General features: G+C 44.7%; 13 protein-coding genes. 7 read left to right on the plus strand and 6 right to left on the minus strand.

What is annotated here, in order from left to right; genetic code table 11:
- Positions 1-4: 4 nt before the first annotated feature.
- The 4 genes from queC to AAE02nite_RS19270 all read right to left on the minus strand — a co-directional run bounded on the left by queC (position 5) and on the right by AAE02nite_RS19270 (position 2,895).
- Entirely contained in the window at positions 5-688 is a 684-nt protein-coding gene (queC, locus tag AAE02nite_RS19255) for a 7-cyano-7-deazaguanine synthase QueC (protein ID WP_146901634.1), read from the minus strand.
- Positions 689-730: 42 nt separating this feature from the next.
- Entirely contained in the window at positions 731-1,207 is a 477-nt protein-coding gene (locus AAE02nite_RS19260) for a 6-pyruvoyl trahydropterin synthase family protein (protein WP_146901637.1), read from the minus strand.
- 150 nt (positions 1,208-1,357) lie between these two features.
- Positions 1,358-2,239: a phosphorothioated DNA-binding restriction endonuclease gene (locus tag AAE02nite_RS19265; RefSeq protein WP_146901640.1), complete on the minus strand. Its 882-nt coding sequence runs from the start codon at positions 2,237-2,239 to the stop codon at positions 1,358-1,360.
- Between the two features lie 269 nt (positions 2,240-2,508).
- Positions 2,509-2,895 (minus strand): PDDEXK nuclease domain-containing protein, encoded by a 387-nt coding sequence (locus tag AAE02nite_RS19270; protein WP_146901644.1) that lies wholly within the window; start codon positions 2,893-2,895, stop codon positions 2,509-2,511.
- A 297-nt stretch (positions 2,896-3,192) separates the two neighbouring features.
- Here AAE02nite_RS19270 and AAE02nite_RS19275 point away from each other — a divergent pair, with 297 nt between their 5' ends.
- The 4 genes from AAE02nite_RS19275 to AAE02nite_RS19290 all read left to right on the plus strand — a co-directional run bounded on the left by AAE02nite_RS19275 (position 3,193) and on the right by AAE02nite_RS19290 (position 6,353).
- Positions 3,193-3,435, plus strand: a complete 243-nt coding sequence (locus AAE02nite_RS19275; protein ID WP_146901647.1) for a DUF433 domain-containing protein — start codon at positions 3,193-3,195, stop codon at positions 3,433-3,435.
- Positions 3,419-3,742, plus strand: coding sequence for a hypothetical protein (locus tag AAE02nite_RS19280; RefSeq protein ID WP_146901650.1), 324 nt, complete (start codon positions 3,419-3,421; stop codon positions 3,740-3,742). The genes AAE02nite_RS19275 and AAE02nite_RS19280 overlap by 17 nt, the downstream gene beginning before the upstream one ends.
- An 813-nt stretch (positions 3,743-4,555) precedes the next feature.
- Positions 4,556-5,197, plus strand: a complete 642-nt coding sequence (locus tag AAE02nite_RS19285) for an OmpA family protein (protein WP_146901652.1) — start codon at positions 4,556-4,558, stop codon at positions 5,195-5,197.
- Between the two features lie 88 nt (positions 5,198-5,285).
- Positions 5,286-6,353 (plus strand): DUF2382 domain-containing protein, encoded by a 1,068-nt coding sequence (locus tag AAE02nite_RS19290; protein WP_146901655.1) that lies wholly within the window; start codon positions 5,286-5,288, stop codon positions 6,351-6,353.
- Positions 6,354-6,553: 200 nt separating this feature from the next.
- On the opposite strand, the gene AAE02nite_RS19295 is transcribed toward AAE02nite_RS19290, so the two are convergent.
- Positions 6,554-6,871 (minus strand): hypothetical protein, encoded by a 318-nt coding sequence (locus AAE02nite_RS19295; RefSeq protein ID WP_146901658.1) that lies wholly within the window; start codon positions 6,869-6,871, stop codon positions 6,554-6,556.
- Positions 6,872-7,405: 534 nt separating this feature from the next.
- Between AAE02nite_RS19295 and AAE02nite_RS19300 the strand changes: the two genes are divergently transcribed.
- The 3 genes from AAE02nite_RS19300 to AAE02nite_RS19310 all read left to right on the plus strand — a co-directional run bounded on the left by AAE02nite_RS19300 (position 7,406) and on the right by AAE02nite_RS19310 (position 11,344).
- The gene (locus AAE02nite_RS19300) at positions 7,406-7,834 is read left to right on the plus strand and encodes a LexA family protein (RefSeq protein WP_146901661.1); all 429 of its coding nucleotides are present in this window, start codon (positions 7,406-7,408) and stop codon (positions 7,832-7,834) included.
- A 5-nt stretch (positions 7,835-7,839) separates the two neighbouring features.
- Positions 7,840-9,120: a Y-family DNA polymerase gene (locus tag AAE02nite_RS19305; protein ID WP_246151164.1), complete on the plus strand. Its 1,281-nt coding sequence runs from the start codon at positions 7,840-7,842 to the stop codon at positions 9,118-9,120.
- A 943-nt stretch (positions 9,121-10,063) separates the two neighbouring features.
- Positions 10,064-11,344: an MFS transporter gene (locus AAE02nite_RS19310; RefSeq protein WP_146901667.1), complete on the plus strand. Its 1,281-nt coding sequence runs from the start codon at positions 10,064-10,066 to the stop codon at positions 11,342-11,344.
- Positions 11,345-11,783: 439 nt separating this feature from the next.
- Here AAE02nite_RS19310 and AAE02nite_RS19315 read toward each other — a convergent pair whose 3' ends face one another.
- Positions 11,784-13,145 carry a Gfo/Idh/MocA family protein gene (locus AAE02nite_RS19315; RefSeq protein WP_146901670.1) on the minus strand — a complete coding sequence of 454 codons (1,362 nt, stop codon included), beginning with the start codon at positions 13,143-13,145 and terminating at the stop codon, positions 11,784-11,786.
- Positions 13,146-13,149: the final 4 nt, after the last annotated feature.

Below are 13,149 nucleotides of genomic sequence, written 5' to 3' on the forward strand. Positions count from 1 at the left end.
ACAATTAAATCCAACCTTTCGCTTTAGCTTCTTCAAATCCTCTGGCGCGCAAAATAGAAGCTGGGTTATCAAGCTGACCATAACCCCATTCATTGAGCACATTTCTATTCCCATTATAATCGGTATGAGAATCAAATCTTACGATATCTAGTACTCCTAGTTCTTTGGCCATCTTCCAGGTTTCAGCTTTAGAAAGATACATCAGGGGTGTATGAATACTTACATCTGTATCCATTGCTAACGATAATGATGTTTGTAAAGAATCTAAAAAAGCCCTGCGACAATCAGGATAGCCAGAGTAATCAGTTTCGCACATTCCACCAACTAAATTAGTTATGCCTTTGTTGTATGCATAACTAGCAGCAATTGTAAGAAAAAGGGCATTACGACCTGGAACAAAAGAAGAAGGTAAATTTTTATTCCGCTCATGTGGTTCAGCAATATCTTTATTATACTCAATAAGTGAAGAACCACTAAGTGTACCTTGTATATTAAAAATAGTGAATTCAACTCCAGCTTTAGCGGCTATAATCCCTGCCTGCTCTAACTCTACGTTATGTTTTTGCCCGTAATCAAATCCTAAACCTTCTACATGATTAAAAATTTGCTTTGCCCAAAACAAACACGTTGTAGAGTCTTGCCCACCTGAAAGTAGTACTACGGCTGCATCCCTTCTTTCATTTTCCATTAATAAATAATTTTTAGAGTCTCGTACTAAGGATTTGCGCAGTTATATATTTACTACAGAGTAGGCGCTATTAGGTATTTCTTCTTCACTTAGTATTACTGAACGCTCTAACTCTGCATAACAGGTGTCTGTCTCTCTAATCAGTACCCGAATTTCGCTGATACTATTTTTAATTAGAAACGAATAACCATCCTTTATTATAAAATCAATAACAAATTGGCAAAGATTCTCCGAAGTACTATTATACGGTAATACAAAATATTTCGAACCTAATGTATTGAGCACATTTATCAAATCTTCGTCGCCTTCTGCTACTAGTGTTGCATGGTCCCAAGCTTCAATAAGTGGATTAATCAACGCTTTTAGGTCTGCAAAGTCAACAACCATACCTTCCTCATTAAGCATTCCCTTTAATTCAATTGTCATTTTATATGAATGCCCATGTAAATTTCTACAATTACCCTTATGGTTAGGAAGCCGATGAGCACCTTCCCAGCGGAATTGCTTAGCAATCTTCATAATTTATTTATTTTAGTTTAATTAGGCGAAGGTATAGCAAAATACCTAATATTTGCTCTGTAAAATATCAACATCAAAGGCTTTCATTTTCTCTCTTGTTAGCCCCAACTTCTCATTAAAATATTAAATTCAATTAGATAGAGCTATTTATTACTCCCTATACCCTCCCTTAAAAACCTCATTTACATGCCAGGCAGTAAAATCCGGATTAGGATAGAAGGCTTTTTTCTGCGGCGGTTTAATATTCTTCCCGTGATGCTGGATTAGCCACATATCGGCACCCTGTCCGTTTACTTCATCCGAAACCAGCATTCGTAATTCCGGGCTTACCGTAAAAGCTCCCAAGTCGAAAAGTTTGTGGTGGGTGGCACATAAAGCCAACCCATTTACTTCTTCATCTGGCCCGCCCGCCTGGTGCCATTTAATATGAGCAGCTTCCAGGGCCAATATTTTATTCTTCAGCCGCACGCTAAACCCACAAATGGCACATTGGTATTCGTACGCTTTCAGAATACTTTCGCGGAACTGCGGGTCACGCCTTCGGATTTGTTTGGCACCAGTTGGGGTTAGAGCAATATTTAAACCTACTGCATCCAGAATATCCTGGTGCAGGGTTTCGGGAAAATTCTGATCCAGTATTCTTTCGGCAATAGTTCTCAATAAATCCGGGTTAGCCTTTAGCCGTTGTACTACTTCTTCCGGGAACCGCCCCTGCACATTATTGGTCAGCAAATATTTAGAACGGTAATCGTGTTTGGTATTCAGCAATTCAGGTTTATTAAATTGCCAAAGGCCATCGTTAGCCAAACGAATAAAAGGATAATACGCGTGGGTTTTGCGGGGTGGGCCAAAATCAGCTAATAAATTATTCAGCTTTGGTTCTATAGCTGCGTAAGAGATAAACCCGAGGTTGCCCCGTTGTATTTCGCCGAGGGCCAGCAGCATTAAAAGCGGCTTATGTGGGGCGCGGGTGCCTTTGCTTTGCCAGGTTTTAATATTGCTGAATTGCTCTAATACTTGTTTGTCGTCCATCGGGTGCAAAATCTCCTTAATGTAATATTTTGCACAGAGCTTTAATAAGCTTTTACCATTATTTTAATAATTTATGACTTTTGTGAAAACAGGATTTAATGCCCTTAGAATTTGGTCAACAGGTTGTTGGCTTTTTCAACTAGCAAATAGGCAACAGCTTGTTGCCTGATTACATTTTGCATGTGATAAAATCGGGTAGGATTCATCTGACTATTTTCAGAATTTGCTTTAACATCCATTTGGCTTAGCTTCCACAACTTGCCTCCATACTACTGCAATTTATTCCGGATAAAATTTTCCAGTTGTTCTTTAGACGGCAGTTGTACCAGGTACTTCGACACAAATAGCTGGATATCGAAGCCGGCGGTGGCGTATTGCACCAGGGCATCGTTTTTATGGGCTACTAACAAAATACCTACCGGCGGCTGATCATCGGGCCGCATCACCTCCGCTTTGTAGCAATTTAGATAAGTGTTGAACTGACCGGCGTTTACATGATTAAAGTCGGCTAATTTTAACTCGGAGAGTACATGGCATTTTAATAGGCAGTGGTAAAATACCAAGTCGATAAAGAAATATTTATCGCCTATTAAAATACGTTTTTGGCGGCCTTCCAGCCAAAAGCCGTGTCCTAGCTCCAGTAAAAATTCCTGCAAATGGTCGGGTAATGCCTATTCCAGGTTATTTTCGGTTACCAAGGCTTGCTACGGTAGCCCAAAAACTCAAAAGCGTAGGTGCTTTAGATAAAGTCGGGCGGGTTTGGTAGGCACGTTGTTAGTTTCGTGTACCAGTTGCGCTAATTTTTCCGGCTGCCGACCCAGGCCCATCCGTTCAAAATAAAGACTAATTATTAGCCGCTTTCCTTCGCGTACACGCCAGTTGCCTTTTATAGCTTTTAGTTAGGCACCAGCTAAGAGATCACCTTATTTTGAAAAAAACGTATATTTGACATTATGACAAATATCAAAGACTACATCAGCATAGACCAGGAAATCTTAAGCGGACAACCTGTTTTCAAAGGAACCCGGGTTCCGATTGAGACATTGTTTTTGCATTTAGAAAAAGGGGTTTCTCTGGACGAATTTTTAGAGGATTTTCCTACTGTGAGCAAAGAACAAGCAATTGGCGTTTTAGGAATTGCCGAAAAAATAATGACTTCTAAAAATATAGAAAAGTTATATGAAACTGCTGCTTGACGAAAACTTACCCAAGCGGCTTAAACTTGACTTTCCTGAACATGAGATTTACACAGTTAGCGACAAAGGCTGGAATGGCAAGAAGAATGGAGAATTAATGAAGCTGTTAATATTAGAAGAATTCGACGCTTTATTCACCTTTGACAAAAATTTACAATACCAACAGAACTTTAAAAAATACGCTATTCCTGTTTTAGTGCTGAATGCTACTGACAATACTTATCTGACGTTAAGTAAACTTGTGCCTAAAATGAAAGAAACACTCAATACCCAATTAATCTCCGGGCCGACAATTCTAAATAAATAAAAAGAAAACCTGTGGCTAATACGGTATATACAAAATCCTGGCTCCGCTACGGGTTTCGCATATTCCAACCGTTCGTAATAGTTAAGTGACTTACTTAACTGCTGTTACGCAAAAGTTTAAAAAATATAGGTTTAGGAAACCCACTCGTGTCATTCAGGAGGAACCTATGTAGCAGGTAGCCAAAAAGTGTCCTCCTGAATGACACGAGTGAACACCATAGCCTTATAAAACATTATACAAGCAAATATTGCGTAATAGCAGTTACTAAGTGCATCAATAGCTTATAGCCGTACTGCGCCAGCTCTTCGCCTTTCTGCTCGTATTCTACCCTGTTCGTATTCTACAATGTAAAGCCAATGAGCCAGTTGCGGAGTTACGGATGGTGAGCAATTTATTTACCGCTTTAGCCGCGGCATGGTGCAGGTGCACATGAGTGCTTTTAATATTTTGAAGCAGTAGCAGAAATTGCATAGGGCATCTTTTAGGAAAGATACAATGGTTCTGTAAGAAAATTCTGGTTATTTATAATAAAAAAGTCTTTCACTATTTGCCCGGGCATCTAAGTTAATAAAGCCGGTAATACTATTATTTTCGGGTTCCTTGCCGCTGGCCCGGTTGGCCTTATTCTTTATAGTATCCAATTTATTTAAAACGCTGTCTCTTACCATCTTCGCCCCGTTCAAAAGCTTCTTTACTGACTTCCGCCTGAAAATAAATTACTTATAAGAACCTATATATAGAAACACGCGTAAACCGGCAGACATTTATTTAATTTTCGTTTCGTAACAAAATCCAAACTAACCTGAAAAAACTATGGCAGATTTAGATGTACAACCCAAAAAAAGCCGTCCCTGGTGGATATGGCTTTTATTAGCACTAATAGCAATTGCGGTAATATTTGTTTTGTCGCGCGGTTGCAACCGTACCAACGACGATGCTGACGCAGTTGGCACTACTATGACCGATACCACAACTACCACTGCGGCTGCCGACGGCACCGCCACCGATGATGGCTGGGGTACGGTAGATTTTAATGCGCCGGCCGCTACCTACGAGGAAATAACCGACCGGGATATTAACGTGCGCGGCAACGACGATTACGCCATTTACAGCGTAGACGAAACCGTTTTGTTTGATACCGATAAAAGTACGATTAAGCCCCAGGCCGCTGAGAAGCTGAAGCAGATTGCGGGCTCGATGGGCAAACGCTTTGCCAACAGCCAGGTTCGTATTTACGGCTACACCGATGCCCAGGGCAGCGCCAGCTATAACAAAGAACTGGCCGAACAACGCGCCGCCGCCGTACAAACCTGGCTGACCCAGAACGGGAATATTGCCCAGGATAATGTTACGCTGCATCCCGTTGGCGAGTCGCGGCCCGTAGCTTCTAACGAAACGGCCGCCGGCCGCCAGCAAAACCGCCGCGTAGAAATTGTTGCCCGCCGGTCGGAATAACCTTTCCGGGCTAGTACGTAAACAATAGATACCTTTGGTTTACAATGTTTTAACCAGCGCCCATCCCGGCGCCCTTAACTAAAAAATTATGGAAAGAGATAATAATTATAACGAAACCAACCGCCTGCAGGAGTTAGGCGGCAGCGATTTCGAAATTGCCGACGGCCAACCCAATATTAAAGGCTGGACCATCAAAAACCCGCAGGGCCAAACCATTGGCGAGGTAGAAGAACTTATATTTGATGTGCAATCCAGGAAAGTACGCTACATGGTAGTGGATTTGGAAAACAGTGTGCTGGACCTGGAACCGCGCAATGTACTGGTACCCATTGGCCTGGCCCAACTAAACGAAGACGACGATGATGTAATATTGCCCAACGTTACCGCCGACCAGTTACGCGCTTTACCCGTGTACGAGAAAAATCGGATTGGCCGCGATACCGAAACATCTATCCGCTCGATATTTGGCGGCCTGGGGGCAGCGGCCGGAGCTGCCGGGGCTGCCATTAGCGGTGCTGCCCACCGGGCCGGCGATGCCATCACCGGCGACACCGATACCCGCGATGACTTTTACGAACACAACCACTTTAGCGACCGCGGCCTGCACCGTAATCGCCGGGACTTAACCGATGATTATACCGATGCCAATACGACCCGCGACCTCACCGATAGCGATTATACCACTGCCAACACCAATCGCGACCTAACCGACAGTGATACTACTATTCCGATAATAGAAGAAGACGTAGAAATAGGTAAGCGCGAAGTAGAAACCGGGGGCGCTCGTATTAGCAGCCGGATTGTGGAAGAAGATGTTGAGGAAAATATTACCCTCCGGGAAGAGCACATAAACGTGGAGCGTACGCCGGTAAACCGTCCGGCCACCAATGCCGATATTAATGCTTTTAGAGAAGGTGAAATTGAACTGACCGAACATGCCGAAGTACCGGTGGTAAACAAGGAAGCCCGCGTGGTAGAAGAAATAACCCTCGACAAAGAGGTAACCGAACGCGACGAAGTAATCCGCGACACCGTGCGCAAAACCGAAGTAGACGTAGAAAACCTGGATGCTGATACCAATCGGCCCCGCCTCGACGACGATGATACTTACCTGACCGACGAGGAGCGAAACCGCAACAGGCCTACCAACATTTAAACTAATATTACAGAACTTGCGCCAAGTTATTTAAAAGTCCCTCTAAATTATCGGACAGTCCCCCTTCGGAGGGGGCAGGGGGAGGATTTAAAGCGTAAACAGCAACCTGGCGAAAGCTTTTAATGATTTAAAACCCAAAGCAAAACGGCATCTTAACTAAGATGCCGTTTTGCTTTTACAAGCCAGAAAATTCGTAATTATTAATTATCAGCGGCTTTGCGGGCGGCTTTATCGGCTTTCTTGCGGGCACGCTGGGCCCGGGCTTCGGTTTTGGCTGCTTTTTTGGTTTGTTTGGCTACTTTCTCGGCGGCATCATCCAGTTCTTCGGTTCTCCGGGCTTCGCGCTTGGCTTCCCGGGCGCTTCTTTTGGCATCGGATAAGCGTTCTTTATCCTGTCGGGGGTCAGAAGTCTGCACGGGCGCAGTCTGCGCCGGGGTGGTCTCGGTGGTTTGGGCAATAGCATGGTTACTTAATAAAGTAAACAGGCCTGCAATTAAGGCAAAAAATAGTTTTTTCATTTCTTTAAAGGTTATAAACCTACTACGCATAATCTGCAAAATAAGCCATCGGGCATCCAAAAAATACAATTGCAATTACCAGGCAACTAACCCGTTTTTATTTAAGCAGCGCTCCGGAGAAAATTAATTGATTACGTGAAGAAGAAAGGCAATAAACCGGAAGGCCTCGCCGTGTATGCCTCAATTTAACCAGCGGCTTTACCTTTGCAGGTTGTTTAAGTTATTTTCTAATTCATGGGAGGAAGGTAATTCGGATTGTAAGCCTTCGGGTAATATTTTAGTATCCTTAAATGCACTTGCGCGAATTGCGAATCATCAAAAGATTTTCTCAAATTTTGAATTAGGCTTTAATCCGCCATTTTGAGGGTTGCCATGTTAAATCCAGTTATCCTTAAATATTGTTCAGCTTTGTGGTAAGAAAAACTTCACCGGGTAATCACTTGAATATATTTACTAAAATATTTAGCATATAAATAAACTATATTTAAAATTAGCCAGTATATTTAGCATAAATATCTCTAATGCTAAACCCGAATGCAACTACTAGCTACTTATTCCCCTATTGGTCAGCCCAGCCAGGTGCGGGTAAAATTGTACGAGCACAATGTACCGGCCGGCTTTCCTTCGCCGGCCGCCGACTTTACCGAACGCACCTTAGATTTAAATGAGTTTATCGTAAAACGCCCGTCCTCTACCTTTTTTGTAAAAGTAAGCGGCGACTCGATGCAAAACGCCGGCATTTACGAAGGCGATATTATTGTGGTAGATAAGTCGTTGAAAGCTGTACACGGCAATATTGTGCTGGCAGTGGTACACGGTGAGTTTACTGTAAAACGGCTGCACTATGCGGGTAAAAAAGTTTTTCTGCGGCCCGAAAATGAACACTACGAACCCCTGGAAATATTACCCGACATGGGCTTTACAGTGTGGGGCGTGGTTATTCATGTACTGCATAAAGTATAAGTTTTATGCTGGCGCTGATTGATTGCAACAACTTTTTTGTATCGTGCGAGCGTGTATTTCAACCTGGGCTAAAAAACACACCCGTGGTGGTGCTGTCGAATAACGATGGCTGCATTATTTCGCGCTCCCAGGAAGCCAAAGATTTAGGCATAAAAATGGGAGAACCTTTATTTAAGGCGCGGCCCATTATCGAACAGGCAGGCGTGCGGGTATTTTCGTCTAACTTTATGCTCTACGGCGATATGTCGCAGCGCGTGATGCAAACCCTAAAAAAATTTGGAGCCGTAGAGGTTTATTCTATCGACGAAGCCTTTGTTGATTTATCGCATGTGCCAGCGGCTAATCTGGAAAAATGCGCTGCGACCATCCGGGAAATTATTTACCAATATTTGGGCTTGCCGGTATGCGTAGGCATTGCTCCTACCAAAACCCTGGCTAAAGCCGCGAATCACCTGGCCAAGAAAAACCCCGCTTACAACGGTACTATGCTGCTCGATACACCCGCCAAACAGGCCGCTGCCCGCCGCCATCTGGCGGTAGAAAACATCTGGGGCGTAGGCCGCCGCTATGCCGCCAAACTGCACCAGCACCAGGTTTATACCGTCGCCGACCTCGTAGATCGCAGCTCGGGCTGGGTGTACAAACACCTGGGCGGCGTGGTAGGCGTGCGATTGCGGCAGGAATTATTAGGTCAACCCTGTCAGGAACTAAGTTTTAAGGAAGAACACGTACGTAAAAATATCGCCTGCACCCGTTCTTTCTCGCAGTACATTACCACCCTCAACGACCTGCAGGAGGCCGTAGCTACCTACACCTCCCGTGCCGCCGAAAAATTACGGCGACAACGCAGCGCTGCCAAAGCCATTACAGTTTTTATCCGGACGAATAAGTTTTCGGTACAAGCGCCTCAATACCACCGGGCCACCACGGTTTCGTTACCCCTTGCTTCCGCCGATACCGGCGAGCTGATTCGGTATGCCCTGCAAGGCCTGCAACAAATTTACCAACCGGGCTATTCCTATAAAAAAGCCGGCGTTATTTTGTCGGAGATTATACCGGAACACCAAGTACAAACCGATTTATTCCATACCACCGACCGAAGTAAAAGCCAGAAACTAATGCAGGCCCTGGACAAACTGAACACCAAAATGAGCAAGAACGAGTGGGCCATAAATGCAGTAGGTTACGCTGCAGCCGGTATTGAAAAAGATTGGAAAATGATCGTTACGCGCCGCAGTCCCCGTTACACTACGCATTGGCAAGAGATATTAGAAATTAATATTTGATTCAGATATCATATAGGCTTCTGATTGGTAACTGCTATTACGCAAATTTAAGTTAAGCGGTAATATCTAATCCAGAGTTGTTATTCTGGGAATCCAAGGATTCCGGGCGGAAACTTGTTAGCAGGTCACGAACAAGTTTCCGCCTGCATGACAATAATTTACCCCTTCATGAGTTTCTTTCAACCTGACCTTCGTTTTGCGTAACATCAGTTAATAAGATAAGAATCCGGAAAAACTCACCTTGCTGCATTATCTGGTTCTGTATTAACGAAGTGTAACTTGGACCTATAGATAAGAGTCAGTTTTTAACTGGCAGGCTGTCCGAAACTTCCTTAATCGGCACCCACTTGCTAAAAGCTGGTTCGAGTGGAAGATAAAAATCACAAATATTCCTTAGCCTGACGGCTATGCGCTGATGGCCTAATATTTAATATATCTTTTGTGAGCTTTTGCACAGTAGTTTTTTAACCTTGAAAATCCTCCCCCTACCCCCTCCAAAGGGGGACATTCAATAATTTTGCGAAAGCCCTATCTTTTTATATCTACATACTTCCGTCCTGTCATTCCGAAGGAATCTTCTGCTTAGAGGGCGTTACAAGCAAATAACAGAATTGGTTTATTACCTGTTTTCCTAATTCAAGCATAAGATTCTAATAGCATTTTGCGAATTCTACGGCATAGCACCAACTATAAGGGCCTAATTCACAGAAACAATTTATTTTCAGAATAACAATGGCTTTAAATCTCCTTGGCACCGCCATTCTAAAATAAAAGGCCGTTTAATCAGACCACAAAAACTTCATCCGGATTAAAAATTTTCTGTTTAAATAAACGCTATGCTTTATATTTAATTTCTCGGGGAGACTGGCAAATTGCTTATCAAAGGGGCTGGTACGGGAAAGATTAAAAACTTGTAAAACCAGTATAAGAACCATTTGCCAGTATGGAAAAATTAATTGCCAAAGCGCGTTGGTACCGCCTAATACCGTTAGCCTTTATCACCTACAGCCTGGCTTACCTGGCTAGGGCTAACTTTGGCTTTGGTGCCGCCAGTGGCATGGCCGCCGACCTGGGAATTACCCCGGCCATGTCTTCGCTCTTAGGCTCTTTGTTTTTTCTGGGTTATTTCTTTTTCCAGATTCCGGGAGCCCATTATGCCGCCCATAACAGCGCCAAACGTTTAATTTTCTGGTCTTTGATTATGTGGGGTGGTTTAGCCACGGCTACCGGCCTGATTAGTAACGTAAATCTCCTGATAATTATCCGGTTTATGCTGGGTGTAGCAGAGAGTGCCGTTATGCCGGCCATGCTTATCCTGCTCAGCAACTGGTTTACCAAAGCCGAACGCTCGCGGGCGAATACTTTCTTAATTTTGGGCAATCCGGCCACGGTACTCTGGATGTCTATTTTGTCGGGTTATTTAGTAGAAACGATGGGTTGGCGCTGGATGTTTATTCTGGAAGGATTACCAGCTATTATATGGGCTTTTTTCTGGTGGCGATTGGTAGAAGATAAACCCGCCGCTGCTACCTGGTTAACCGAGCCTGAAAAGCAAGCTTTAGCCGACCAACTGCACGCCGAGCAACAAAGCTTGAAACCAGTAAAAAATTATACCGAAGCTTTCCGCTCCCGGACCGTAATATTACTTAGTTTGCAGTACGCTTTCTGGAGCATTGGCGTATATGGTTTTGTAATGTGGCTGCCTTCTATCATTAAAGCAGCGCCGAACATGAGCATGATAGAAACCGGCTGGCTGTCTTCGGTGCCTTACCTGCTGGCTATTGTTGGTATGTTGGGAGCTTCTTATTTCTCGGATAAAACCCTGAATCGGAAAGTCTTTGTGTGGCCGTTTCTGTTAATTGGGTCACTGGCCTTTTATGGTTCTTACGTACTGGGCACGAGTAATTTCTGGTTATCGTTTGGGCTGCTTACCCTGGCGGGTGGCGCCATGTACGCGCCATACGGTCCGTTCTTCGCCATTATTCCGGAAATATTACCGCGCAATGTGGCCGGCGGAGCCATGGCTTTAATTAACAGTATGGGTGCCCTGGGCTCATTTGCCGGGTCGTATCTGGTGGGGTATTTAAATGGTTATACTGGTGGCTTCGGTGCTTCCTATATTTTCATGGCTGGTTCGTTGTTGCTGGCCGCTGTCTTTACGTTATTGGCAGTAAAAACCAAGCCCGCTACTTACCAATCCAAGCTGGCGGTTAATCCCGCCTGATTGTGCACTAACTTATAAAAAAATAGAAACAACTGTGCACTTAATTAATTGCTATGGCTGGCGTGCCGCTAATGATAGTTTCTCACAGGCTTTTGGCCGTTCGTCTTAATTACCCACAGGAAAATATTAGGAAGTCCAGCAAAATAGTAAAGGAATAGTTTGTAAAGGCGACAACTATAGGGAAACTACATCAGTTTGGGCAATGAGGGCCTTTCAGATTTCCGGTGCGCAGCATTCCGACGGAGGAGGAAAGGAAAGATGAGCAGCCCGAATGACCAAACGGGGCCGCGCGGCCTGGAGCTAACTTAGTAAGTAACTACCAGTTAGCACCTATACCTTGAAAGATGCAATCTTTCAAAAGATCTAAACCTTACTTTTTTATATTAAAAATAGCACTTCAAGTTTATCCAGAAGTGCTATTTTTAATATCTATACTAATTTAAACTACTTTTGTAACACCAGGCGTTGGAATCGGGTACCGGCCGTTAGCGTCGGGCTTCGTTGGCGTTTCGGCATCAAAGGCAAAAGTTTTTGGCATAATGCTGATTTCAGAATTCAGCGCCTCTTCCCAATTAATCACCTGGCCCGAATAAGTTGCCATGCGGCCCATGATAGCCGTCATGGTACTCTTAGCTGCAATTTCGGCGTTGTTGTAAGGTTTATTTTCCCGAATAGCGGCAAATAAAATGTCGTGCTCGGTCTGGTACGGATTCGGATCGTCTTTGCCGCGGTGATTGTAAAGGACTTTACCAGTCAGGTCAGTGATAATACCTTTGCCGTCGCCGGACAGGGTAACCCGGCCTTTGGAGCCGGAGAAAGTTTCTTCTACCCGGTTCATGGTATTGGGTATATGACGGCACTGGCTGTTCAAGATAGAACCGTCGGCGTAGGTATATTCTACGTAGTGGTGGTCGTAAATTTCGCCGTGGTCGATGCCGTTGCGCACCTGGCGGCCACCCATGCCCTGGGCACTCACCGGATAACCGTTTTTCACCCAGTTTACCACGTCGATGTTATGAATGTGCTGCTCGTTGATATGGTCGCCGCACAGCCAGTTAAAGTAATACCAGTTACGCATCTGGTATTCCATTTCGGTTTGGCCAGCCTGCCGCGGACGTACCCACACCCCGGCATTATGCCAGTAAGCTTGGGCTCCCAATACATCGCCAATCATACCATCGTTAATACGTTTGATGGTTTCGAGGTAAGCATTCTGGTAGCGGCGCTGTAAACCCATAACCACTTTCAGGTTTTTCTTTTTGGCTTCTTCAGCTGCCGCCAGAACCCGGCGGACACCGGGCGCATCGGTAGCTACCGGTTTTTCCATAAATACGTGCTTGCCGGCTTTTACCGCTTCTTCAAAATGAATCGGGCGGAAACCCGGCGGTGTAGCCAGAATAACTACATCGGCTAAGGCAATCGCTTTTTTATAACCATCGAAACCGACAAACTTGTTTTTTTCAGGTACATCTACCCGCTTTTTGTCGCCTTCAAATTTCTTCTGAATATTGGTATAGCTGTCGTCGAGGCGGTCGCGGAAGGCATCGGCCATGGCTACTAGCTTTACATTGCCTTTGGTGCTCAGGGCCTGAATGGCAGCACCGGTACCACGGCCACCGCAACCAATAACGGCTACTTTCAGGGTATCGCTACCGGCAATGTAAGCGCCGGCGCTGGCGCTGCTAAAAGGTATCTGGCTAACCAGGGCCCCACCCAACAGGGCAGCTGATCCTTTTACAAAATCCCGGCGGGAGAAGCCACCGCTGGCTAGTGCTTTTTCGTTGTATTCTTTCTCGCTCATGCTC

The organism is Adhaeribacter aerolatus (assembly GCF_007991635.1).
Taxonomy (GTDB): Bacteria; Bacteroidota; Bacteroidia; order Cytophagales; family Hymenobacteraceae; genus Adhaeribacter; species Adhaeribacter aerolatus.

Coding starts and splice junctions, on each gene's coding strand:
- AAE02nite_RS19260 (WP_146901637.1), bottom strand. CDS start 1,207: ATGAAGATTGCTAAGCAATTCCGCTGGGAAGGTGCTCATCGGCTTCCT.
- AAE02nite_RS19315 (WP_146901670.1), bottom strand. CDS start 13,145: ATGAGCGAGAAAGAATACAACGAAAAAGCACTAGCCAGCGGTGGCTTC.
- AAE02nite_RS19280 (WP_146901650.1), top strand. CDS start 3,419: ATGAAACTGCTGCTTGACGAAAACTTACCCAAGCGGCTTAAACTTGAC.
- AAE02nite_RS19290 (WP_146901655.1), top strand. CDS start 5,286: ATGGAAAGAGATAATAATTATAACGAAACCAACCGCCTGCAGGAGTTA.
- AAE02nite_RS19300 (WP_146901661.1), top strand. CDS start 7,406: ATGCAACTACTAGCTACTTATTCCCCTATTGGTCAGCCCAGCCAGGTG.
- queC (WP_146901634.1), bottom strand. CDS start 688: ATGGAAAATGAAAGAAGGGATGCAGCCGTAGTACTACTTTCAGGTGGG.
- AAE02nite_RS19305 (WP_246151164.1), top strand. CDS start 7,840: ATGCTGGCGCTGATTGATTGCAACAACTTTTTTGTATCGTGCGAGCGT.
- AAE02nite_RS19295 (WP_146901658.1), bottom strand. CDS start 6,871: ATGAAAAAACTATTTTTTGCCTTAATTGCAGGCCTGTTTACTTTATTA.
- AAE02nite_RS19285 (WP_146901652.1), top strand. CDS start 4,556: ATGGCAGATTTAGATGTACAACCCAAAAAAAGCCGTCCCTGGTGGATA.
- AAE02nite_RS19265 (WP_146901640.1), bottom strand. CDS start 2,239: ATGGACGACAAACAAGTATTAGAGCAATTCAGCAATATTAAAACCTGG.
- AAE02nite_RS19275 (WP_146901647.1), top strand. CDS start 3,193: ATGACAAATATCAAAGACTACATCAGCATAGACCAGGAAATCTTAAGC.
- AAE02nite_RS19310 (WP_146901667.1), top strand. CDS start 10,064: ATGGAAAAATTAATTGCCAAAGCGCGTTGGTACCGCCTAATACCGTTA.